The organism is Flammeovirga agarivorans (assembly GCF_012641475.1).
Classification (GTDB): domain Bacteria; phylum Bacteroidota; class Bacteroidia; order Cytophagales; family Flammeovirgaceae; genus Flammeovirga; species Flammeovirga agarivorans.
On sequence record NZ_JABAIL010000003.1, the window covers coordinates 304,219 to 327,504 of the forward strand.

Below are 23,286 nucleotides of genomic sequence, written 5' to 3' on the forward strand. Positions count from 1 at the left end.
TTGACGAATAATAGACTATATACAATCTTTTATATTAACCTACAATGTATTTACTCTTTGGTAGATATGATAATATCTTTACTAATAGGTAACTTGCTGACCATGTGAAGAATGTCACTAACAGGATAGATAATGGTGTTGATAATGCCATTGGTTGAACGATATACGTCCAAGACAATCCTACAAAGAACAGGTGGGAAAGGTAAACACCATAACTTAATCTTGATAGTTCTTTAATGATACCGTATACCTTTTCGTTGGTAACGGTAATAGTTCTGATCATAAGGAATAGCCCAATAGTCATTAAAATAACATTTGGCGTACAGAATCTCCAAGCCATTTCTACATAGTATATCTCTTTGGTTTGAGATAAAAAGTGTCCAAAAAGAAAAGCTGTTATGGCATAGCCTACTCCGAAGATCACCAAGCCTAAAATTCTACTTTGTTTGTTATTAAGGTGAACAAACTTTCTGAAATAGAAAGCTAGAACAATAAAGCCTAGATGTCCTGAGAAATACCATAAAGAATGAAACTCATTCCAAAAAACTTCTCCAAATACTCCATCAGGAAAAGCCAATTTTAAATAGTGGTGGAAACTAGAAAGAAACCACAATACCAAGTAAAATTCTACGAATCGTTTTGATGCTACCTTTAACCATGGAGAAATAATTGGTAGAAATAAATAGATCCCAACAAGCATGTAGATAAACCATAAATGCCCCGATTCTAAGTTAAAGTTGTGAAGCAGAGTGGTTATCTTATGTTGCATAACAGCAAACGTATCTTGACCAAAAATATAGGGAACTACGGCATATAATACCGACCAAATAATGAAGGGAATAAGAATTCTTGCAAAACGTTTTTTATAGAATTCTTTTGGCGACGACTTAATTGGGACAAGCAAATAGCCTGATGCCATCACAAATAAAGGTACACACGCTCGTAATGGACTGCTCATAATATTCACCCAGAACTCATCGCCTGCTTTTATGGATACATGGTCTACGGCGAGGTAAAAGATCTCAATCGCATGGACCATTAGTACCATAGTAATGGAGATTACTCTTAGGTAATCGAGAAAGACAATACGTGGTGTAGGTTTTTTGATATCAAATGTTGGTTGTGTTTCAGTAATGTTCATTTTCATTCTTCTAAATAATATAAATCAGTATTATTTGATGTAACGGGTACAATGTTACAAGTAACGATTTTATGGACTGAAATGGAAGAAAATAGTACCAGAACTGAGGTTTATCGGACCCAAATGAAAGATTACAATTGAAGTCATTTCTACAATTCAAGCATAAGGAGTAATAATCATCACTCCTTATACTTTGAGGTGAAGGTTATTTACTTGGTAGGTAAGGATCCAGAGTTCCTGGTTTAATTGGGGGTTCTTCTTTTAATGTATTTAGATGATTGACCAATACTTCACCTGCAGGCCAACGGATCCATGTATTATGATACCATTGAGCGTTGAGTGGGTTCTCTTCTTTTGGGTCTATATGTAGATCATACATTAAAGGTACACCATATGTTCTAGTAGGGTCAGCAAAGGCTTTATCGATTTCCTTACTCATCATCTTATAATTTCTCCATTTTACTCCATAAAGCTCATCTCCAACATATACAATTACTGACTCTCGGTTTGATGAATCCTGCTTTCCTAAGAAAAAATCAGTTTGATCTATGCCATCTATTATTCGATCAGAAGGCAACTGTTGTTGGATGATATTGGAAAATGTTGGTAGAAGGTCCATTTCATGAACAATTTCATTATTTGCACTACCTTTTTTTATCTTATTTGGCCATCTTATTATAAATGGTACTCTTAGTGACCCTTCTTTGCCAGTGAAGTATGAACCACTCCAAGGTCCTGCAAAACTGGAATGTGGTGTGGTAGGATCTGGACCGTTATCTGATGTGAAAATGAAGATAGTATTTTCAGCTATTCCCAAATCATCTGCTTTTTGCATTAACTCGCCAACATAATAGTCTGTTTGTATCAATACATCAGCGAAATCACCATTTCCAGATTTACCTTTGAACTTTTCTGAAGGGATTACGGGCATATGTGTTTGAGTGTATGGAATGAATAAAAAGAAAGGTTGCTGATCTTTAGATTTTCTTTCCATAAACTCCTTTGCTTTTAGAGTAACCTCTCCATCTATTTCTCGCCTAGCCTCTGTATTATAGACTTTAATCTTTTTGGGAGATTGTCCTTTTATGCCTTCCATTACATATTCAGGAACAGCAAATGGGTGGACGTTTTCCCGAAAACGACTGTCATCAGCCCACGCACATTCATCACTTGAGTTTGGAATGCCATACCATTCATCAAAGCCTTGGTCGGTAGGAAACCGTCCTTCGGTATGCCCAAGGTGCCATTTACCAAAAATTCCTGTAGAATACCCAGCATCTCCAAACATTTCTGCCATTGTATATTCCCATTGTGTTAATCCATATACAGGAGATTCTATAGGAACGCTAGAATTACCAGTTCTAATGGCATATCTACCTGTTAAAATAGCCGCTCTACTTGGGGTACATTGAGCTTCTACATTAAAATTAAGTAGTTTCATTCCTTGTTCAGCAAGCCGGTCAATATTTGGACTCGGCGCACCTCTTAGAATTCCACCTCCGTAACAACCGGGTTCTCCCCATCCGTAGTTGTCCATAAAAATTAAAATAACATTGGGTTTTTCTTGTGCTATGTTTTGATGAGTGATCATTACCATCATCAAAACATAAAAATAGTGTAGTGATTTCATAAAGTGATTATTTTGTATTTTGAAATACAAATTTATTTACCATTTAAATTAAGGTGTAGAATATGAGACAACCCTAATACAAAATGGACTTTAGATAAATCGGACTTCTGTAAGTTTGAGATCATCTTTTGATCTCTGTAATAGTACTTATCAACTAGTATTTTAAATTCAATCAATTAAAAATCGGTTTAACTACTGTTAGTTTTGCTCTAGTCTTGTTCAATCATATTCTACAATAAATCAGTATTAACTATATGAAACGAGTACAATGTTATATGTATTTATTTTATGGACTGAAATGGAAGAAAGTAGTTCCGGAACTGAGAAAAAGGGTTTTCAAAGGATGGGTTTTGTCATGAATATTTGAAACGAATATACCACAAGAATAGATTTTTTTACCACGATAAAAAAAGGGGGATAGGTACCTTTGTAGCGTACTAAAAATTGATTATATGAAAAAAGAAAAAATCTATCTCGGTGGCTTATTTGCTCTTATTGTAACCTTATTATTATATGTACAGAACGCCTTAAATTTACCTCATACAGAGTGGGGGTTATTGTCATTACCCTTATTATTTATCCCTTCTAAGCAACATTATATTCAGAAAAGTTTCGAGAGAATACTAGGAACATTAATAGGGATAGTCATTATACTCAGCTTGTCTCTAATTCATAGTCCATTTATCTATTTCTCTCTATTGGCATTAGTTGTCATTAGTTTAGGCCATTTATCAATAAAATATCGAAAGCATTTTTATGTGTTCTTTATGGTCAATATAACCTTAGGGATTTTTGGTCTAGGAAAGTTTGCTTTGGCAGATAGTATGGGAGCGATAAAAGAAATGCAATCAAGAGTTGTTGAAATATCATTAGCGGCAATTTTAGTCATTGTTATCGTTTATATTTTTATGAAATTGAAGAAGGGATATATTGATATAGAACAACCTCCAAGAAAAGTAGAGGAAGTATCGCACTTACAATTTTTCTTAAGAGGAGTAATTGCATTTTCTTCATTTTTAATGATTTACTATTTATTCGATAATATCATGTTACAAGGAGGGGCAACAATGCTGACGATTTTACTAGCTTCTTCATCAATTCACAAAAATCCCGTTCCAGAAATAGTTATGAATCTCAAGATTATTGTGTTGGCTTTTCTTACTGTTTTCCTTCTAAAATCTGCATTTCCGGTCAACCTATTAGAAACACCTATAGCCTATACATTTATAGGAACCTTTTTCGGAGTGATTATGTATCAATCTTTAAATGATATAAAACGAAGTATGTTCTACCGCTTATACCTTGTGATTACGACAGTGGTGTATGCCATTTCATCGTTAAGTACTAGTCAACCTTTATCTTTCGGGATGGTTATGGGAGTGTTTGTATTTGGTATTATTATGTTGTTTGTAGGACACCATATATCTCAATATGTACATCAGAAAATAGAAAATAAATTACAGTAGAAGTTCCTTTATTTTATATAATTATTCAAGCTCTTTGTTTATCAAAGGGCTTTTTTATTGAGGTGGGATATTTTATAAAAATCTGATTATTAGTATGTATTAACTTATTTTGGGTAGTGTAACAATGTAGTATGATGTATTAATTATACCAAGACTTCTTAACTAAACAACAACTTAACTTACCATAAAATGATAAAGCAAATCACATTAACGATCACTATAGTATTCACTTTTTCGTTTGTAGCCAATGCCCAATATTATTACTTCCCATTGGATATATTATTTCATAGGGGAGATGATACGAAAAGCAAAGTAGACATTCAATTGGGTGATCCATTATTAACACATTCAACCCAGGCCAACAAAACAAAAGACGAGAAGAATATTGAATATAATGATGCACATGTGGCATCAGCATCTACAAAAGGTAGATCGACGACATTACTTAGTTTCTTCCAATTATTTACGACCTCTGATAAAACAAGAGATAGAAAGAAGAAACAAACAACATCTATTATTGATTGATGAGCGGATAATTTAACTATCAAATTAGGCTGAACATGTGTTGTTCAGCCTTTTTTTATTTATGGTCTTTTGATACCTAATTTTTTCATTCGAGCTTCTAAAGTTGTTCTGTTAATATCTAGAATTTTTGCTGCCCCACGATCTCCACTTATTCTCCAGTTGGTCATTTTTAAGATCTTTAAAACATGTTGCTTTTCATTTTCAGCAAGAGTTAGAATGTCATTTTTCTTGTCTTCAGTAGTAGAGCCCTTTAAACCATTAACTTCTAGCTTGGAGTTATTGGAAATAATTACAGCTCTTTCAATGACATTTTGAAGTTCACGTACATTACCAGGCCAATGATAATTTTTTAATTTATTCATGGCTCCTACAGTAATTGAGCGAATCTTCTTACTGAATTGGTTATTATATTTTTCCAGAAAATGTTGAGCTAATAAGGGCACATCTTCTAATCTTTCTTTAAGTGCAGGAACATGAATAGGAAAAACATTTACTCGATAAAATAAATCTTCTCTAAACTTTTTCTCCTTTACGGCTTTCTCTAGATTAACGTTAGTTGCTGCAATAATTCTAACATCCACTTTTACAGTATCTGTTCCTCCAATTCTTTCAATCTCACCCTCTTGCAGTACTCTTAATAATTTAACCTGAAGGTCAAGAGAAATTTCTCCAAATTCATCTAAGAACAAAGTACCACCATCAGCCATCTCAAAACGGCCAATTTTTTTTGCGATGGCTCCTGTAAAAGCACCTTTTTCATGTCCAAAAAGTTCACTTTCAATCAAGTTGGCAGGGAGTGCGGTACAGTTAACTTTTATAAGTGGTTTATCCTTTCTATTACTATGATTATGGATAGCCCTAGCAATTAATTCTTTACCAGTACCAGATTCTCCTAATATTAGCACTGTTGCATCTGTATTAGCTACCTGCTCAATTTTTGTGAAAACACTGTCTTTAAATACTTTACTAGTACTAATAAGCTCCTCGAATTTATTATTAAGCTCTATTTCTTTTTGAAGGAATTGATTCTCTTCTTCAAGGTTATCTTTTAGTTCTTTGACTTCCTTTAATGCTTTCGTTAATTCAAGATTTGTTTTCTTCAGTGCTTTCTCCGTTTCTCTTCTGTGTGAGATATCTTTGAAAGTAACTACAGCACCAATCAATTCATTGTTGTTATTAAATAATGGTGTACTTACATATTCGACAGGAAATGATGTGCCGTCTTTTCGCCAAAATACTTCATCATCACTATGGTGTACTTTACCATCTTTAAAGGAGGCATAAATATTACAATCATGTTTATGATAATGAGACCCATCAGGTTTTGTATGGTGGATTAATTCATGTTGAGAAACATCTAACATTTCCTCCAAAGAATATCCAACAAGCTTTACTGCCGCTTCATTTGCAAATGTAGTTCTGCCCATCGTATCGAGCCCATAAATTCCTTCTCCTGCTGATTGAAGTATAGATTCATGGTGTCTTTGTAAGTCGTGAAGTTGTTTTAGCAGTGCTTTTTTCTCTTCATTGGTAGAAACATGGTCTTTGTTACTTGTACTATCTCCAGTATTGATTTCACCAATTACTTGTAGAGCTTCTTTAAGCTGTTCTCGTAATTGTACAATCTCTGTTATATCATGGCATTTGGTAAAGCAAATGATTCCAGTATCTATGGCAACACTGGTAAAACTCATTTCCACATCTAAATATTGATCATTTTTATCAATGATTGTAGTTTCATGGCGTGTCGTCTTATTCTGTTTTAATTCTTTCCATATTTTTTTCCACTCTCTTTTCGATAGATTTTCATCTATATCTAGAATAGAAACTTTTCCGAGGTCATTGTCACAGTAACCACATTTTTCTAAGAAAGAATCATTACACTTATCTATGTGTCCATCTTCTGTCACCCAAAAAATTAGATCAGAAGTAGAGTTTAATGCAATCTCTGACCATTTTTCATCCCAAACCATCTTTTGAAGAAATTATGAAAGCCTTATTGAATAGTAAATAAATGTAAAGATATGGATAACTTTTATAATTACTCTAAAATTTTGCCAATATAATGGCATTTTCATTAAATATTGTCGCCTTTTTTCTTTTGTAAAACAAGTATTATGTGCGTAAATTATTGATATTAAGTCAATTACGTTTAAATGGTATGCCTGTTGTATTTAGATGTTTGAACGATAGGTATTCTAGTTCGCTTATATGAAGTTCTATCGTGTTATCATCTGCACTTATTCGGCTCATTATTTCAATTTTAAATACTCTCTCAAATGAAAAAAGTAAAACTTATAGAAGTTTCAAAACTATCAGAAAAAAAGCCTGAAGCTTTCCAAGTAAATGGTTTAGATCTTGTTGTCGTAAAGTATGATGACAATATTTCAGTATTGTATGGAAGGTGTTTACATAGAGGGGCTTTAATGGCTGACGGTTCCATTGATGGTCATAACCTTATTTGTGGTCTTCATGGCTGGGATTACAGGTATGATACTGGTGTAAGTGAATACAATAATGCTGAAGCACTTCATAAGTTTACTGAAATTATTGAAGATGGTTTCTTGTATGTTGATGAAAATGAGATCAATGCATATTTGGTAACAAATCCTCAACCTTTTAATAGGGAAGAGTATCTAGGACAATATGCTGATACAAATCCTGAAGATACAGAACCATATACCAATTATATTAAACAATTAGCAAAGTATGGTTTAAAGAAAACGGGCAAGCATGGTCCCTCATCTTCAATGGGAGTGGATCGGAATACCCTACCAAAATGGGAGCAAATACAGTTTCTTCCTGCACAATTATCAAAACGCCCATTATTAGATGAGGAAGAAGTAACAACGCAAACAATTATTGGTAAAAAAGCAAAGAAACCTCTTGTTCTTGATATCCCCCTCTTTGTTTCTGATATGAGTTTTGGAGCACTTTCAAAAGAATCGAAGATAGCAATGGCTATGGGAGCAGAAAAAGTAGGTACAGGTATATGTAGTGGCGAGGGTGGAATGTTACCTGAGGAACAGAAAGAAAATTCAAAATATTTTTATGAGTTGGCTTCAGGAAAATTTGGTTTCTCTTGGGGTAAAGTTTTAAAAGCACAAGCCTTTCATTTTAAGGCAGGTCAAGGGGCAAAGACTGGAACAGGTGGTCACTTGCCTGGATCAAAAGTGACGGAAGAAATTGCAAAAGTAAGAGGGTTAGAAAAAGGTCAGTCTGCTATTTCTCCATCTACCTTTACAGACCTTAAGACTGTTGACGATTATAGAAGTTTTGCCGAAGAAGTAAGAGAAAGAACTGGTGGAATACCTATTGGTTTTAAAATGGCTGCATCAAGAATTGAAGAGGATATAGATTTTGCCCTTGCTGTTGGGGTCGATTATATCATCCTTGATGGAAGAGGAGGGGGAACTGGTGCTGCTCCAAATATTTTAAAAGATAATATAAATGTACCTACCATTCCGGCATTAGCAAGAGCGCGTAGACATTTAGATCAGGTAGGAGCAAAGGATGTGACTTTAATTATCACAGGAGGGTTAAGAGTAGCAGATGATTTTGTAAAAGCAATGATGTTAGGAGCAGATGCTATTGCAGTAGCCAATTCCGCAATGCAAGCAATTGGTTGTCTTGGAATGAGAGCTTGCTCAACAAATAATTGCTCCGTAGGTATAGCGACACAAAAAGATCACTTAAGAAAGCGATTAAGTATTGCCAAATCTGCAAAACAACTTTCTAATTTCTTTGAAGCAACTACAGATCTCATGAAGGTTGTAGCTAGAGCATGTGGACACCATGACTTTCAAGAGTTTAATTTCTCAGATTTATCAACTCTCGATTATAAAATACATCAGTTAACTCAAATACGATTTGCCGGGTATTAGTACTAATTAAAAAATCTATTTTAATCTATCTATCAATAAATTATAACTCATCATTCAATCAAAATGAACATTCAATTAAAAGATGCCTTTGTCCGTCAATTACCTGCGGACCCTAACACTGAAAATACCATTAGGCAAGTTTACGAATCATGTTTTTCTTATGTCACCCCCAATAATGAAATAAAACCCACTTTAATTCATGGTTCAAAAGAAGTGGGAAGTTTATTAGGAATAAATAATGAGGATTTTGATACGAAAGATTTTCTTAATTATTTCTCAGGAAAAAAAGTAATAGAAGGTTCTACTCCTTATGCAATGTGTTATGGGGGGCATCAATTTGGTCATTGGTCTGGACAACTAGGTGATGGTCGAGCAATAAATATTGGTGAGGTAGAATATGACCATAAAAAATGGGCTGTCCAATTAAAAGGAGCAGGGAAGACTCCTTATTCAAGACAAGGGGACGGTCTAGCAGTAATGAGGTCTTCTATACGAGAACATTTATGTAGTGAAGCTATGTATCATTTAGGGGTACCTTCAACTCGTTCTTTATCACTAATGAAATCGGGTAATGAAGTACTCAGAGATATGTTTTATGATGGCAATGCCGCCTATGAAAAAGGAGCTATTGTGTGTCGTATTGCTGAAAGCTTTGTTCGCTTTGGGAATATTGAAATTTTTGCAAGACGAGGAGATAAGAAGAACTTGAAGCGTCTAGTTGATTATATCATTGATGAGTTCTACCCTGAGGTGAAAATGGATGTCAATCCTTATATTTCATTCTTTAAAAAAGTGATGGACCACACTCTAGAGATGGTTATTCATTGGCAAAGAATAGGCTTTGTACATGGTGTGATGAATACAGATAATATGTCTGTTTTAGGACTTACTATGGACTACGGTCCTTATGGTTGGATGGAAAGTTATACTCCAGACTGGACTCCTAATACATCAGATGTAAATCATCGTTATTCATTTCAAAATCAACCAGCAATTGCTCAATGGAACTTATATCAACTTGCAAATGCTTTATTTGTTTTAGTCGGGGAAGGTAAACCTCTGGAAGATATTATCTCTCAATATCATGCTGATTATCAAGTGAAATATTTGGAAATGATGAAGACTAAATTAGGATTGGAGAAGTATTCCGAAAAGGATGAAAAACTAATATCAGATCTACTTGAGGTGATGGAGTTAACCAATACAGATATGACCATATTTTTTAGAAACTTATCTAAAGTATCTAAAAAGAGTCTGATCCATAATATATATTCTGAAATAGAGCTGATTAAAAGTGCTTTTTATGAGCTTCATAAAGTAGATAAGCAAGCATTAAATCAATGGTACGATTGGTTATCTGAATATTTAAAACGTTTAGAAATTGAAGACCTCACTGATGATGAACGTAAAATGAAAATGAATGCCGTCAATCCCAAGTATATACTAAGGAATTATATTTCTCAGATGATTATTGATAAGGCCGAAATAGAAGACTATTCATTATTAGAAGAGATTTATACGCTTCTTCAAAATCCATATGATGAGCAAGAAGAGCATGAGAAATGGTTTGCCAAAAGACCTGATTGGGCTGAAAATAAAGCAGGGTGTTCAAGGTTATCCTGTAGCTCGTAAATAATTAATTTGTACTAGGTATAAGAGGTTGAGAAGTTCTAATCTTGACCTCTTTATCACTTATGATTGTTAAATAAAAATAAAATGTACTACGTAAAATATAAAGATCAAATTATAGCACAAGAGGAAGATGTAATTGAAGATTGTGGTACTAAATACTTTCCTTTACAAGCTGTAGATCAAACTTTCTTAGTTGAGTCTAATTTTAGAAGTTCTTGCTTATTTAAAAATACTGCGACTTATTATCATGTTAAGGTAGGGAATGACCTTTTTGAAAATGCAGCATGGACGTATCTGGACCCTGATCCTGAGAAAAAGGAAATAAAAGGAAGAATCGCTTTCGCTGAAGAGTTACTTGATAAGCAGTAACAAATGAAACTATCTACTGTTGTTTTATCTAATTTAGTAATTAGGTGATCATGGGTAAAAATAAGGATACAACTATGTAAGAAATAGCCTAATTCCTTGTAATAGAAAGTAAAGTATAAGTGCTCCATATAAATAGTAATGGAGATTTCTTTTGGTTCTTTTACACAGTGATTTCACTCCTTAAAATATTTAGTTATAGTGTTTTAAATATACCTTTAAAATAACTCGTAATAAGTTATTAACCAAGTGTTTATTGTAGGGTTTTCAAAATATATGTCAAAGAAAAGATATGAAAAAAGGTTTACCAAATAGGAGTGCTGATTATTCAGCCTGGTATAATGAATTAGTAAAAAAAACAGATCTAGCCGAAAACTCAGCGGTGCGAGGATCGATGATTATAAAACCATATGGTTTTGCAATTTGGGAAAAAATGCAACAAGCTTTAGATAAGATGTTTAAAGATACTGGGCATGTGAATGCTTATTTTCCATTGTTAATACCAAAATCATATTTAAGTAAAGAGGCAGATCATGTGGATGGTTTTGCTAAAGAGTGTGCAGTTGTTACTCATTATCGACTAAAAAATACAGAAGGAGAAGATGGAGTAATAGTAGACCCAGATGCAAAATTAGAGGAGGAACTTATTATAAGGCCGACCTCCGAAACGGTAATCTGGAATACATACAAAAGTTGGATACAATCATATAGAGACTTACCATTACTAGTTAATCAATGGGCTAATGTTATGCGGTGGGAAATGCGTACGCGTCTTTTTCTACGAACGGCCGAATTTCTATGGCAAGAAGGACACACTGCTCATGCTACTAAAGAAGAAGCCATAAATGAAACCAAACAAATGTTGGATGTTTATGCTGATTTTGCTGAAAACTTCATGGCTGTACCAGTAATTAAAGGAATTAAGACAGAGAATGAAAAGTTTGCAGGTGCTGTCAGTACATTTACTATCGAGGCGCTAATGCAAGATGGTAAGGCTTTACAAGCAGGTACATCACACTTTTTAGGCCAAAACTTTGCAAAGGCTTTTGATGTGAAATTCTCTGATAAAGAAAATAATTTACAACATGTATGGGGGACATCTTGGGGTGTATCTACCCGTTTAATGGGTGCACTAATTATGGCACATTCTGATGATGAAGGATTGGTGTTACCACCTAAATTAGCTCCTATACAAGTTGTTATTGTTCCTATTTCTAAAAATCAAGAAGAATTGGAACAGATTAATGAAAGAGTGAAAATTATTCAGAAAGAATTGAAAGAGCTTGATATTACTGTGAAGTATGATGACAGAGATTCACTTCGTCCTGGTTTTAAATATGCTGACTGGGAATTAAAGGGTGTACCAGTGCGAATTTCTATAGGTAAACGAGATATTGACAACGGTAGTGTCGAAGTGGTAAGACGAGATACAAAGGAGAAAAATAGTTACAGTCTTAATAATATCTCTGAAACAATTGCGGAGTTATTGGATAATATCCAACAGAATATCTTTAACAGTGCTTTGAGTTACAGAAGTCAAAACATTACAAAAGTGGATCACTTCGACGAATTTAAAAAAGTACTTGATGAAAAAGGCGGTTTTATTTCAGCACATTGGGATGGTACCGTTGAAACAGAGAAAAAGATCAAGGAATTAACTAAAGCAACAATTAGATGTATTCCATTAGATAATCTTCAAGAAGAAGGAAAATGTGTTTATACTGGTAATCCTTCCAGTCAAAGGGTATTATTTGCCAAAGCATATTAATTAAATACTTAGTAAGTAAAAAAGGCCTCTTAATATAGAGGCCTTTTTGTTAATTGAAATTTTAGTTTGATGATGAAATTAGGAAAGGATAGATCGGGATAGTAAAAAGATATTGACTGCTAATTAATTGAATAGAAAGAAATCTTGTATCTGAATTTGTAATTAAGTGATTGAGGATTGTCTTCATTACCTCAATCTTATTTAGAGGCAGGGAAGATTCTTTCTTTAAAATGTGTTGTATCGATTTTGGTACCTGATTGGTGTAGTGTTCTAATCTCATTAGGAAGAAATAAAAGCTATCTTCTTTAAATATATATAATATAGGTATTGTTCTTTCTTTGGTATGAAATAGAATTACACCTGTATATTCTAATCCCTTCTCTAGGTTAGAGAATTTTTTTCTTTCTTGATAAAAGGCATCTTGAAGTATATTGAGTAAGTCTAAATGATTGACCTTTAATGACAAATTGTTAGAAGTAGAGAGTGATTTCATAACTTTTTCTTTTATGGAACATAAAATTAGGCCACCGAAGTGGCCCTTAAGAAACTCTGATAAATTGACTATTAAAACATATACTTAATATCAGAGGAGTAGCTAGGGTAGGCAAATACAATAGCTTGCAAAGCTGCGATTGTCATGCCTTGGTTAATGGCCATAGTGATAACATTAATTTGTTCTTCAGCACCAGGACCTATGATGTGTGCTCCAAGTATTTTTTTTGTGCTTTTATCCACAATTGTCTTGAAACCAGAATACTTTTCATTTACCCTTACTGATGAATACCAATTTTGTGTCTTTTTAAATTTAACCTCAACGTCTAATCCTTTTTGTTTGACTTCTTCTTCAGAAATACCTACACTGGCAATAGGTGGTAAAGTATAAACAATACTTGGTATGGCAGGGTAAACAGTTTTATCAACATCTTTTCTTGCTAATAAATTTTTACCGGCAGTGTTAGCTTCAAGTCCAGCAACGGGAGTTAAATTTGGTTTTCCAGTATCAGCACAATCACCTGCAGCAAATACCTTTGGATTGGAAATGCTTCTTTGGAATTCATTAACCACCACCCCTTTTTTCGTTGTTTTTACATGAATAGCTTCTAAGTTTAAATCTTCAATATTGGCACTTCTTCCTGCGCCATGTACAATAAGATCACAAGCTAATTGTTCAGTACCCTTTGGGGTAGTGTAAGTAATTGTGTAATGATCACGTTCCTTCTCGATTTTTTGAATAGAGCTATTGAAATTAATATTTACCCCTAATTCTCTACTTTTTTGTACTTGCATTTCCACTAGATCTTGATCAAAATGGTTGAGTATTTTATTACCTCTTTGCAGAATGGTAACTTCGTTAACACCTCCTCTTTTAGAAATTTGGGCAAATTCAAAAGAAATAAACCCTCCGCCAATAAATACAATGCGGTTTGGTTTTTCTTCTAATTCAAGAAAGTCTGTACTTGTATTTACATACTCTTCTCCTTGAATCCCAAGTGGTGTAGGAGCAGCCCCCGTTGCAATATGGAAATACTCACTTTCTAGTTTATCATTCCCTACTTGAAGACTTCCGTCATCATTAAATCTAGCTTTTCCATAAAACTCTTTTATACCCAATTTCTGTAATGATTTCTCTACTTTTTCAGGCATAGGCTCAATAAATGAATTCTTAAAAGTATTCATTTGTTTCCAGTTAATATGAGGCCTTGAAGTGGTCAGTCCTTTCTCAGACATTCTTTCAAAAGCATCAATTCCTTCACTTACAGCTAGGAACATTTTTTTAGGATCACATCCTCGTAGCATACATGTTCCTCCATATTGTAATTCTTCAACGATACCTACATTCCATCCTTGAGTAGCACATGACCGAGCAACACTAGTTCCAGCAGAACCAGCACCAATAACAATAAGATCAAATTTATTTTCCATTTTCTTTTTAGTGAGATTAATTTGAGAGAAGAGAGGGGGGAGAAGAAAGAGCTATTTTCAGTATACAATAGCTCTTTTTATTAAATTATTTGATGTTAAATTCAGCTTCAAATGCTTTTATAAAGTCATTTTTTTGAAGGGCTCCTTTTTGCATTTTTGGGATACCTTCTTTTGGAATAAATAATAATGATGGGATACTTTTTATACCAAACATGGCAGACAACTCTTGCTCCACTTCAGTGTTTACTTTATATATATCAATTTTCCCATCGTATTCAGATGCTAACTCATCTAGAATCGGAGCAACCATTTTACATGGTCCACACCAATCTGCGTAAAAGTCAATAAGAACAGGTTTATCCCCTTTGAAGTTCCAATCTTTACCTTTAGTATAATCGAAAATTTTCTCTTTAAAATCCTCTAAGTTTAACTGTATTGCTGACATAATATTCTATTTTTCTGTTGATTGATAATTTGAATGGTGGAATTTATTTTACTTCAACGCCTTTCCAAAAAGCAATGTGGTCTTTAATTTCACTAGCCATCTCACTTGGGCGTTTGTATGTCCAAGCAGCGTTTGTATTCGTCTCTCCATTAACATTAATGGAATAATAGGATGCAACACCTTTCCAAGGACATGTAGATTTTGAATCTGTTGATGTAAAATATTCTTTTTTAATAGAAGACGGTGGGAAATATTGGTTACCTTCTACTTCAACTGTCTGATCGCTTTCGGCGATAACTACGCCATTCCAAATTGCTTTTTTCATGATTTACTATTATTGATTGAGAGATTAATTTTAATTGAGATATATTGTTGTATTCAAACTTATCCTATATCTATAGAAAAAGGAAAGGTTGATAATTGAACTATTTCACTTCTTTTTCTTCGTGACGTAATAGACAAACTGGACATGTTAGGCTATCCTTTTCACGAATTAATTGGATACCATCTAGGTTGGTCACCATAAATTCTTTAATGAAAGAATAGTTTTCTTTATGGTTATTGACATTTACTTGTTTGTCTGCTCTTAATTCTCTGAACTTATTATCGTATTCTTGTTTTCCCCAACAGTTAGGACAAACACCTTCAGGAACTTCATTTCTAGTTTCTGATACAGGCTTATTAAAGAAATTGATTAATGAGTTGATAAGACCTTTGTTTTCTGTGATATTTTCCATGATAAGTTGTATTTGATTGATGAGAGATTGTAAATGTTTTATTGATTGAAAAGGAGGATTAGTTCCACCCTAGTTTTTTTCTTTCGTTCCAGTATTCCTCTGGAGAAATATAAAAGGAAGTCAGTAATTCTAACTCTGAAGGATCTAATTGAAAAGATTCTGCTTTTAGGTTGTCAGAAATATGCTTTTGTTCTGAAGCCCCACTTAATACTTTGAATGGTTTCAAGCAGTCAATTACATATCGTAAAGCAATAGCATCAACACCTACGTTGTACTTTTTTGCTAATCCTTCTAGTACGTTATATAATTTTGAATACTGAGGGTAATTTTCATTTCTGAATAAGCGACCATTTGCTAAAGCTTCCTTCACAATGATTCTCTTATCTTTTAGTACGTCTTTTAATTCTATAATGCTTTGATCAAGAATATTAAAAGTAACTTGAAAGGCATCAAATAACTGTTTTCCATTACGCTTAATTTCTAATGCATTTCTAAGAATTTGTGTCTGATTTTCTCCACTAGAAGTTAAACCTATTTTCAGATTATGTTTTTCTTTTAATTCACCTAATCGGTCCAATACTTCAGTATTATTTAAAATTCCAGATTCAAATGTCGCAGAATGAATTTGGTAAGTACTCAGTGTTGGTAGTAGCTTCTGAGTAAATGCCCATTGTTCATTTAATTTGTTTAAGCTGTGTTCTTTTTCCTCATGTGTTGTTGCATTGGGATCAAAGTTAGCGGTATAAGTATAACCCCATTTAGAAGCAATTTCTATATCTTTATATCCTTTTAATGTTGACCATTCTAATACTAGTTTTTCTGCTAAACCATATCCAGGAGCAGTATCAAAATAACGAATCCCTTGATCGTATGCTTCCTGTAATACTTTTATGCCTCTAGCTTTGAATTCCTCAAGAGAAATATCTTTCACATTTTCTTGACGAACATTAATGTATTGAGGGCGTCCGATAGCAGCTGTGCCTAAACCAATAAACTTTTTCATTTTTGTAGATTGAGAGATAAAAATTATAGCAATTATTAAATTATATTCTGAGTAACATAAAGCTTAACAATGATGATCAGAATGTTTGGTTATTGTAATTCAATTCGAATGCCATAACTTGTTAAGTTGTTGATAATCAATTTGTTGGAGTGTATTTTTGTTTGCGTTGATGATTTCTATCAATAAAATATTGACACCATTTTGTTGAATTGACAAAATATTGGCAATAACCCTTTTAGGACTTCTTTTTACTTATTTAACACTCTTAAAAAACATTTCAGAAACGAAGAAAAAGTCCTTTTTTGAAGATTTTTTTTAGAAAAAAACGTTTTTTTTTTCGCTTTTGATGAATAATTTTCAATTCTTAAAGGATAATCTTTTTTTATAAAAAGTCTTAGATGAAATAGAAGTGTATTTGGGAGCGAACTGTAAATAAGACTGCGATAGATTTAATTATTTTCTACAACTTTTTTATAAATAAAAAGCCCCTTATTCTTGATTAGAAAAATAAGGGACTATTAAGGTTATTTTTTATGTAAAAACTATTTTACTTTCTACTAAATATACTTTTAGGTAGTAAAATTTGAGCTTGAACTCTCCATTGCCATTCAGCACTGAAATCAGGTCGAATAGCATTATAGTATAACTGAGTTTGAAGGTTTACAGGTAATTTTCCTCCTAAAAAGAAGAGTTTTCCACCTCCACCACCTACTGGAACAATCCATTGGTTATCTGACTCAGCGGTCCAGTCGGCTGTAATAATAGGTGCGGAATTGACATACCATCCTTTACCCAATTGTCTTACTATAAATAAGTTCAGAAGCATATGGTTTACGTCATCTCTTTCTGAATTACCTGCTACTGACCATACGTTGTTGGCTAAGAACCCAAAGGTCCATTCGCCAGGTTGAATAAGTGCAAGAAAAGAAGGTCCAAAACTCCATTTTTCAGTGCCTCTAGTGCTTCCTCCTGTAGGTAGTTCAGCAACTGGTCCAAATCCCCAGATCACATTTTTAGATTTAGGAACATAAAAAGCACTGAATACGATATCAGATAAACCGGATGTCATTTTCCCTGATTCACTTTGGAAATCCGGAACATTGACAACAGGAATAATGGTTCTTGTAACGATCTTCCCATTGGCAAAAGGAATGACAGGTTGAATATTCAATACATTCACATTTCTATCATGAGAGCCTTGATTTAAGTTGTAGTTATTTTGGAAAGGAAAACTCATGAGATCTGCAATTGGATTGGCAGCTTGTTGTGATAACTCTTCTGCAGAGTCATCTTGTCCAAAAGCAAAAGTGGATATAATTGATAGCAATAACAGATTGATAATTTTTTTCATTTTCTATGCGAGTAGCTTGTTAAGGAGAGAGATTATAAAAGGTCTTTGTTGAACATTGGAGGAATGTAATCAATGATTTTTTCTGGATCAGCTTGATAAGCTCTAATAAGGAGCACCATTTTCCCTCCAGGAGTGTACAACCAATTACCTTTCTGTGGAGACGATGAAATTTTAATATTTAAAGACCCATCCTCTTCGAAAACCAATTGATCGGTGGTAAGAACATAGGAATCATATTCATTCTTATGTACATGCACATTTTCATCATGAACTGTCAAAGACCAAAATCCTATATCTGTTAGAGGAGGAAGTTCATCATGATCAAAGTGAATGGTACCTTCTCCTTCTGTTTTCATCATAAAGTAATTAGCCTCTTCTTTTGAATTGCCCCATAGACCAAAATTTGCTCCTGTTGCTCTTCCAAGGTAATTTCCATTTAAATATTCTCGAGTACCGAATACTGTAGTCGCAGCAAACCAGTCATTACCTACAGTAAGATTTTGAGTCTCATTTTGTATCACTTGATATGCAGAATCAATACCTGCTTGTACTTCATAAAGCTCATTTTCAGATAGGTTTACATCATTAAAGATTCCAATTTTTGCAAAGCGATGAAATAGCTCTTTTTCTGTAGGAGGAATTTCTACCAAAAGTTCATTAACATATTCTATAAAGGCAGGAGAGAAGGCCTTCTTTTTATCGTATATTGGGTAATCTCTCACCTTTTGAGGAGCATCAATCACTTTAATTTGATTTTGAATATCATGTATTAAAGTGAGTTCATCTCTATTTTTAATATCGATACGGATAACGATAATAGCATGATCACCTTCCATTTCTATCGGTTGAGCAGTACTATTTTCTGGTATAGTCTGCAGGTGATTATGAAAGACAAATTGTCCTCCTTCTCCGTTATTTGCTCTACTTCCTAAGTAATTAAAATTATGAGTAAAAACATCAATCATCTGATAAACAACATATCTATCTTTTACAGTTGGGATTTCAATGGTTACTGGGCCATTTGAAATATCTATAAAAACACCACCTGTCATAGATGTCAAATTGGGAGCAACTATTGGCATTCCAACATTATCCATTGGATACTTGGTATTCATATTGGCTACATTTGGCTTTAATCCCATGAAGTTGAACATCCCATTTATCGTTTTGACTTGCTCCATTAGAGGATAAGAATAGATAAACGCTTCATAGGATATGTCTTTCAATGAAGGTTGATCTTCGTTTTTGTTCTTATAGCTGAATAAAACTAAAGACAATACAATTCCAGCAGCCATAAAAGCGAATAGGCTATTTTTAATACGGTTCATAAAATGATTTTATTTTTTGTTAGACGAATTATTTAGTATTGAGGTAGAAGTACAGTTTATGCTACATTTTTAGGTAGGTAGAAGTGGTGCAACTTCTCTTCCCAAGAGTAAGGGTTAAATTTCAATGTAAACCCATCAATATCGATTCTTAATTTCTCAGTAATAATTTTACGGATGTTATTAACCCCTCCAAAGTCACCTAAGAACCATAAGAATAGGCGGGTAACATTCACTGTTTTCTTTTCATTATCGAATGAGGTTTCTGCTTCTAGAAAGGAAATCATTGCCATTTCTAGTTGAGTATCTATCTCTAATGGATCATAAAATAAAATAGGAGGACAACTTTTTGCACCACAGTTTAAGGCAAAATGGATACGATAATCTACAAAAGATACCGCTAAACTTTTAAGAACTTGAGAGGGGAAAAATTGCGGAATATAACCTAAACCATATTTATACTTAAAGCGTCTTAATATTCCGTGTTCGATATCATCTAAACTGAATTGATGATGGGCAATGGTAATTGATTTTATGGAATACAACAATGACTTTTTATGTGTTGATCTTGCAGCAAGTATTTGATAGTATGCATTATAGATATTAATCCAGAACGCTTTCTTTCTATTATCGTTATAAAGTTGCTTTTGTAAATCAGAAAGATCCATCAACTTTAAACTTAATTCCAACGTAAAAGTGGGTTTATTTAATTTTACCGAATTTAATAAATCCTCCGATAACTTTATAGCATTGATTTTTCGAGAAGTGTACATAAGATAGTATTTATTGAAGTGAGAAGAATAAGAGATAAAACTATTTTACAGAAAGAACATGAAAACGTTGATCATTGAAACGGACCATATCCCCTGCTGATTTATTTTCTAAAGTTTTAAAAAGAGGAGAGCTAACTGAAATCCCCATTATATCATGTCCAAGATCATGAAACTTTTGTGTATTGATTCCTACAAATAAAATCATATTTTCAATTTCAATTAAGGAACCTTCAGTGATACTTTTTGATTTATGAACAGGTATTTTTTTTAGGTGATTCATAGCAGCAATTGCTTCAACAACCCTTGCTGAGGTGTCAACTTCAGCAGTTAATGCTTGATACCTATGTGATTGACTATCTAGGTCGGTGTCATTTACTTTTGATGCTTCTATTTCATTTTGAAGTTCTTCTTTTAGCGTATCAATTTTATTTTTTTGATACTCTTCAATACAGTTTCTAATTATTTTTTTCAGCATAATATTTTAATTTTTATAGCCACCCTTTACCACATTCTTAAGATAGATTTATTCGGTTAAGTGTCAGGAAATCAATAATAAGAAGGGTAAAAAGGTGTACTATCTTCTCACATTATATTCGATTATTTTTTTGAAGATTTTAATGTATTCTCTAATTCTTTTGTAGAATACACATGGCTTGAAATCATTTTAAAGTTGGTCTGTGCTGCTGCATTTCCGTCAAAACCAGGAACCTGAGCAGACCCAGTAGCGTCACCAACTACAGCTACTTCAAAACCATCTTCAATTAATTCACGCATATGAGATTCAACACATAAGTTTCCGGACATGCCACAAAGAATTACTTTATCAATTTTTTGCTTTCTTAATTGAAGAGAAAGGTCATTCTGTTCAGGACCAAAAATCTTATGTGGGGAAGCAACAGTTACATAATCTTGATCAATATATTTTTTGTAACGCTCCAACCAATCCGCACCAGAACCTTCAAATCCTTCAACTACTAGTTGGTCTTCTCTGTCAAACATATTAATGTGATGCATTAATTCTTCTAAAGCACCTTCAAACTTCCATGTATGATCATGCTTATAGTAATAGTGTGGGGAAACAAATACAGGAATTCCATGTTCTTTGGCTAATACGAAGATAGATTCAAGGTTTTCAACGGTATTATTTTCTGTTACACTTTTACCGACTACATCCCAAGCTACACCTTCTGGACTTAAGAAATCATGTTGTGGGTCTGTCATAACAATAGCGGTATACTCATCAATTATAAAACCTGGGTCAGGTAATTGAGCACTAATTGTTAAAGACATGAATAAGTTGCTCATTAATAAGAATGTAATTTTGAATAAATTTTTCATGATAGATTGATTAAAGTGAAGGGTGTAGCGTATCACCCTCTATTTAGAAATAGATTTTATTATAGATAACTAAATGATATATACTTGAAAAAGAGTTTTACTCTATTTTTCTTTTGGTGAAAAAGATAAAGTAAAGTCTGACAGAAGAAGTGTTACTTTGTGAATGTCTTTTTCATTGATGAGAGATTTCATTCTTGAAGTCAAATTCTGAAGAACATTGACTGACATACTATTGAAGTCTTTAATAAAAGGATTCACTGATTGGATAAATACATCTACTTTTCCTTTTTGTATATTATTAAATTGAAATAAGTAAATCTGGAAATTTCGTTCAGCAACCAAAAATGCATGGTTTCCTTTTCGACTATCAATAATTATTAAGCCTAATAAAGAAGTATCAACATCTTCAATGATATCTTGCTCTATTGAAGAGAAGACTAAATAATTTTTTTCAAGCTTAGCTTCTGATGTTAAAAGCTTTCTTGTTGTTGACCTTTCGCTTTTAGATATTCCTAAAAAAGGGTCAATAGCAAATGATGTAGGTAGATTGAGAGATTTCATATTTTCCGAGTTAATCTAAGACACTTTCGAAAATACAAGAGCTATGCCTTTAATGGTTAAGTTATTGAAATACAGTTGGTTGATGCGTGATTTGTGTTATGATAATGACCATGGTCATCAGTTTTATGGCAGAATATTAAAGATTTGACGAAATATTGGCAAATTAAGGTGATTGATAGATTTTGGCGAAGAAAAATAAGTTGGCATGAAGTAAAAAAAAGTATTTTAAGGTGGAATATTAACATGTGTTAGATATAATAGTTGATGAATTAAAAACTATTTACATTTAAAAGTATAATCGTCTTATCATTTATTCACCTCTCAAATAAAAAGGTCTCTTTACATAAAATCTCGATCTTGAAAATTTTTTAACTCTTCAGCAGATTTTTATCTTTATATATACCTCAATACTAATCCACCCATTACGATGAAGCATGAAGAAAAGGTAATAGACTTAGCAGCCCATAAACAGAATGTAGCCAATTTCTTTAAAGGAGAATTTATTGATGAGAATATATTACAGGTGGATTCTGAGGTAGCCTCTGGTTTTATTTTATTTTTTCAGGAGTCTGAAAAGGTAAATATGATGTGTTTCAATATTCAGCTTAATCAGGATGTGAGTTATTATATTAATCTAGAAAACAGTAGTTATTTTAATCGAGCAGCTTATTTTTTCTTAAACAATGCTTATATCTGTAATCTTAATGATAACAACGAACAGCAGGTCAAGTACAATGGTTTCTTAACAGCGAATAAAGAAATAGCCTTAAAAGGGAAAGCAAAGAAAGGAGATTTTCTACGTCATATTTCTATGTATTATGATGAGCATCTTTTTGATGAAATACGGAATGAAGAGATCAAAACTTATTATAAATCAAAACAAGAATTTTTGATTTATATGGATGCCAGAGACGAACTTCAGTTTTTCAGAAAAACCTTATGGAGGATTTTTGAATATCCGGAAGAAGTAAGGAATAAAATTATCAGAATTAAACTACAAGAACTCAAATACATTTTTCTCCAACGATTGGTGAGTTTGGATGTTTCTAAACTTGATGTAAAAGCTTCTGGGATCACAACTTATCAGTTAACACAACTATTTATGATTAGGGATAGGATCCTTAATAATCTGAAGGAAAAACCCAATGTTGCTGAATTAGTTACCGAAACAGGTATTCATAAAACACTCCTTCAGAACTTGTTCCAAGAAACATTTGGTTATACGATATACAATTTTTTCACAGTAAACCGATTAGAACAAACTAGAGTTGCTTTAGTAGATAAAATGATGAGTACATCTGAAATAGCTTTCGAGTTTGGTTATAGCGATGTGCAGCACTTTTCAAGTCAGTTTAAAAAGATGTACGGAACATCACCTAGTGCATATTATAAACAATTTAATGATCCTTCAGAATAGT

22 protein-coding genes are annotated in these 23,286 nt (G+C 33.1%); 7 read left to right on the plus strand and 15 right to left on the minus strand.

The features are described from left to right. Positions 1-34: 34 nt before the first annotated feature. Together HGP29_RS10410 and HGP29_RS10415 are read right to left on the minus strand one after the other, a co-directional pair. On the minus strand, positions 35-1,141 hold the full coding sequence (locus tag HGP29_RS10410; protein ID WP_168882339.1) for an acyltransferase: 1,107 nt from the start codon (positions 1,139-1,141) through the stop codon (positions 35-37). A 205-nt stretch (positions 1,142-1,346) separates the two neighbouring features. Then, positions 1,347-2,771 carry an arylsulfatase gene (locus HGP29_RS10415; protein ID WP_211093261.1) on the minus strand — a complete coding sequence of 475 codons (1,425 nt, stop codon included), beginning with the start codon at positions 2,769-2,771 and terminating at the stop codon, positions 1,347-1,349. 452 nt (positions 2,772-3,223) lie between these two features. On the opposite strand from HGP29_RS10415, the gene HGP29_RS10420 reads away from it, so the two are divergent. After that, positions 3,224-4,237, plus strand: coding sequence for an FUSC family protein (locus HGP29_RS10420; RefSeq protein WP_168882340.1), 1,014 nt, complete (start codon positions 3,224-3,226; stop codon positions 4,235-4,237). Between the two features lie 189 nt (positions 4,238-4,426). Next, positions 4,427-4,762 (plus strand): hypothetical protein, encoded by a 336-nt coding sequence (locus tag HGP29_RS10425; RefSeq protein ID WP_168882341.1) that lies wholly within the window; start codon positions 4,427-4,429, stop codon positions 4,760-4,762. Between the two features lie 59 nt (positions 4,763-4,821). Here HGP29_RS10425 and HGP29_RS10430 read toward each other — a convergent pair whose 3' ends face one another. Continuing rightward, positions 4,822-6,735: a sigma 54-interacting transcriptional regulator gene (locus HGP29_RS10430; protein ID WP_211093262.1), complete on the minus strand. Its 1,914-nt coding sequence runs from the start codon at positions 6,733-6,735 to the stop codon at positions 4,822-4,824. Between the two features lie 306 nt (positions 6,736-7,041). Here HGP29_RS10430 and HGP29_RS10435 point away from each other — a divergent pair, with 306 nt between their 5' ends. The 4 genes from HGP29_RS10435 to proS all read left to right on the plus strand — a co-directional run bounded on the left by HGP29_RS10435 (position 7,042) and on the right by proS (position 12,412). After that, positions 7,042-8,646, plus strand: a complete 1,605-nt coding sequence (locus tag HGP29_RS10435; protein ID WP_168882342.1) for a glutamate synthase-related protein — start codon at positions 7,042-7,044, stop codon at positions 8,644-8,646. A gap of 63 nt (positions 8,647-8,709) precedes the next feature. Then, the gene (locus HGP29_RS10440; protein WP_168882343.1) at positions 8,710-10,278 is read left to right on the plus strand and encodes a protein adenylyltransferase SelO; all 1,569 of its coding nucleotides are present in this window, start codon (positions 8,710-8,712) and stop codon (positions 10,276-10,278) included. A gap of 84 nt (positions 10,279-10,362) precedes the next feature. Continuing rightward, positions 10,363-10,647 carry a DUF427 domain-containing protein gene (locus tag HGP29_RS10445; protein ID WP_168882344.1) on the plus strand — a complete coding sequence of 95 codons (285 nt, stop codon included), beginning with the start codon at positions 10,363-10,365 and terminating at the stop codon, positions 10,645-10,647. A gap of 289 nt (positions 10,648-10,936) precedes the next feature. Beyond that, positions 10,937-12,412, plus strand: a complete 1,476-nt coding sequence (proS, locus tag HGP29_RS10450) for a proline--tRNA ligase (RefSeq protein WP_168882345.1) — start codon at positions 10,937-10,939, stop codon at positions 12,410-12,412. A gap of 61 nt (positions 12,413-12,473) precedes the next feature. Here proS and HGP29_RS10455 read toward each other — a convergent pair whose 3' ends face one another. From HGP29_RS10455 to HGP29_RS10510, 12 genes are all read right to left on the minus strand, one after another. Beyond that, on the minus strand, positions 12,474-12,905 hold the full coding sequence (locus HGP29_RS10455; protein WP_168882346.1) for a hypothetical protein: 432 nt from the start codon (positions 12,903-12,905) through the stop codon (positions 12,474-12,476). Between the two features lie 71 nt (positions 12,906-12,976). After that, on the minus strand, positions 12,977-14,335 hold the full coding sequence (locus HGP29_RS10460) for a dihydrolipoyl dehydrogenase family protein (protein WP_168882347.1): 1,359 nt from the start codon (positions 14,333-14,335) through the stop codon (positions 12,977-12,979). A gap of 85 nt (positions 14,336-14,420) precedes the next feature. Beyond that, entirely contained in the window at positions 14,421-14,780 is a 360-nt protein-coding gene (trxA, locus tag HGP29_RS10465) for a thioredoxin (RefSeq protein ID WP_168882348.1), read from the minus strand. A 43-nt stretch (positions 14,781-14,823) separates the two neighbouring features. Beyond that, the gene (locus HGP29_RS10470) at positions 14,824-15,105 is read right to left on the minus strand and encodes a DUF427 domain-containing protein (protein ID WP_168882349.1); all 282 of its coding nucleotides are present in this window, start codon (positions 15,103-15,105) and stop codon (positions 14,824-14,826) included. A gap of 100 nt (positions 15,106-15,205) precedes the next feature. Further along, a complete protein-coding gene (locus tag HGP29_RS10475; protein WP_211093263.1) occupies positions 15,206-15,517 on the minus strand; it encodes a hypothetical protein in 312 nt (103 codons plus the stop codon). Between the two features lie 58 nt (positions 15,518-15,575). Further along, positions 15,576-16,520 carry an aldo/keto reductase gene (locus tag HGP29_RS10480; protein WP_168882350.1) on the minus strand — a complete coding sequence of 315 codons (945 nt, stop codon included), beginning with the start codon at positions 16,518-16,520 and terminating at the stop codon, positions 15,576-15,578. Between the two features lie 547 nt (positions 16,521-17,067). After that, a complete protein-coding gene (locus HGP29_RS10485) occupies positions 17,068-17,871 on the minus strand; it encodes a neuromedin U (protein ID WP_168882351.1) in 804 nt (267 codons plus the stop codon). Positions 17,872-17,903: 32 nt separating this feature from the next. Then, a complete protein-coding gene (locus HGP29_RS10490; RefSeq protein ID WP_168882352.1) occupies positions 17,904-19,199 on the minus strand; it encodes a DUF1254 domain-containing protein in 1,296 nt (431 codons plus the stop codon). Positions 19,200-19,255: 56 nt separating this feature from the next. After that, positions 19,256-19,969, minus strand: a complete 714-nt coding sequence (locus HGP29_RS10495; protein ID WP_168882353.1) for a DUF547 domain-containing protein — start codon at positions 19,967-19,969, stop codon at positions 19,256-19,258. A gap of 40 nt (positions 19,970-20,009) precedes the next feature. Next, complete coding sequence (locus tag HGP29_RS10500; protein ID WP_168882354.1) at positions 20,010-20,444, minus strand: hypothetical protein; 435 nt, start codon at positions 20,442-20,444, stop codon at positions 20,010-20,012. Positions 20,445-20,566: 122 nt separating this feature from the next. After that, positions 20,567-21,307, minus strand: coding sequence for a cysteine hydrolase (locus HGP29_RS10505; RefSeq protein WP_168882355.1), 741 nt, complete (start codon positions 21,305-21,307; stop codon positions 20,567-20,569). 102 nt (positions 21,308-21,409) lie between these two features. Next, positions 21,410-21,868 carry a hypothetical protein gene (locus HGP29_RS10510; protein ID WP_168882356.1) on the minus strand — a complete coding sequence of 153 codons (459 nt, stop codon included), beginning with the start codon at positions 21,866-21,868 and terminating at the stop codon, positions 21,410-21,412. A gap of 427 nt (positions 21,869-22,295) precedes the next feature. Here HGP29_RS10510 and HGP29_RS10515 point away from each other — a divergent pair, with 427 nt between their 5' ends. Continuing rightward, positions 22,296-23,285 carry a helix-turn-helix domain-containing protein gene (locus HGP29_RS10515; RefSeq protein WP_168882357.1) on the plus strand — a complete coding sequence of 330 codons (990 nt, stop codon included), beginning with the start codon at positions 22,296-22,298 and terminating at the stop codon, positions 23,283-23,285. Position 23,286: the final 1 nt, after the last annotated feature.

Coding starts and splice junctions, on each gene's coding strand:
- trxA (WP_168882348.1), bottom strand. CDS start 14,780: ATGTCAGCAATACAGTTAAACTTAGAGGATTTTAAAGAGAAAATTTTC.
- HGP29_RS10515 (WP_168882357.1), top strand. CDS start 22,296: ATGAAGCATGAAGAAAAGGTAATAGACTTAGCAGCCCATAAACAGAAT.
- HGP29_RS10420 (WP_168882340.1), top strand. CDS start 3,224: ATGAAAAAAGAAAAAATCTATCTCGGTGGCTTATTTGCTCTTATTGTA.
- HGP29_RS10425 (WP_168882341.1), top strand. CDS start 4,427: ATGATAAAGCAAATCACATTAACGATCACTATAGTATTCACTTTTTCG.
- HGP29_RS10440 (WP_168882343.1), top strand. CDS start 8,710: ATGAACATTCAATTAAAAGATGCCTTTGTCCGTCAATTACCTGCGGAC.
- HGP29_RS10410 (WP_168882339.1), bottom strand. CDS start 1,141: ATGAACATTACTGAAACACAACCAACATTTGATATCAAAAAACCTACA.
- HGP29_RS10470 (WP_168882349.1), bottom strand. CDS start 15,105: ATGAAAAAAGCAATTTGGAATGGCGTAGTTATCGCCGAAAGCGATCAG.
- HGP29_RS10455 (WP_168882346.1), bottom strand. CDS start 12,905: ATGAAATCACTCTCTACTTCTAACAATTTGTCATTAAAGGTCAATCAT.
- HGP29_RS10490 (WP_168882352.1), bottom strand. CDS start 19,199: ATGAACCGTATTAAAAATAGCCTATTCGCTTTTATGGCTGCTGGAATT.
- HGP29_RS10495 (WP_168882353.1), bottom strand. CDS start 19,969: ATGTACACTTCTCGAAAAATCAATGCTATAAAGTTATCGGAGGATTTA.
- HGP29_RS10445 (WP_168882344.1), top strand. CDS start 10,363: ATGTACTACGTAAAATATAAAGATCAAATTATAGCACAAGAGGAAGAT.
- HGP29_RS10430 (WP_211093262.1), bottom strand. CDS start 6,735: ATGGTTTGGGATGAAAAATGGTCAGAGATTGCATTAAACTCTACTTCT.
- HGP29_RS10485 (WP_168882351.1), bottom strand. CDS start 17,871: ATGAAAAAAATTATCAATCTGTTATTGCTATCAATTATATCCACTTTT.
- HGP29_RS10475 (WP_211093263.1), bottom strand. CDS start 15,517: ATGGAAAATATCACAGAAAACAAAGGTCTTATCAACTCATTAATCAAT.
- HGP29_RS10435 (WP_168882342.1), top strand. CDS start 7,042: ATGAAAAAAGTAAAACTTATAGAAGTTTCAAAACTATCAGAAAAAAAG.
- HGP29_RS10510 (WP_168882356.1), bottom strand. CDS start 21,868: ATGAAATCTCTCAATCTACCTACATCATTTGCTATTGACCCTTTTTTA.
- HGP29_RS10500 (WP_168882354.1), bottom strand. CDS start 20,444: ATGCTGAAAAAAATAATTAGAAACTGTATTGAAGAGTATCAAAAAAAT.
- HGP29_RS10480 (WP_168882350.1), bottom strand. CDS start 16,520: ATGAAAAAGTTTATTGGTTTAGGCACAGCTGCTATCGGACGCCCTCAA.
- HGP29_RS10460 (WP_168882347.1), bottom strand. CDS start 14,335: ATGGAAAATAAATTTGATCTTATTGTTATTGGTGCTGGTTCTGCTGGA.
- HGP29_RS10415 (WP_211093261.1), bottom strand. CDS start 2,771: ATGAAATCACTACACTATTTTTATGTTTTGATGATGGTAATGATCACT.
- HGP29_RS10505 (WP_168882355.1), bottom strand. CDS start 21,307: ATGAAAAATTTATTCAAAATTACATTCTTATTAATGAGCAACTTATTC.
- proS (WP_168882345.1), top strand. CDS start 10,937: ATGAAAAAAGGTTTACCAAATAGGAGTGCTGATTATTCAGCCTGGTAT.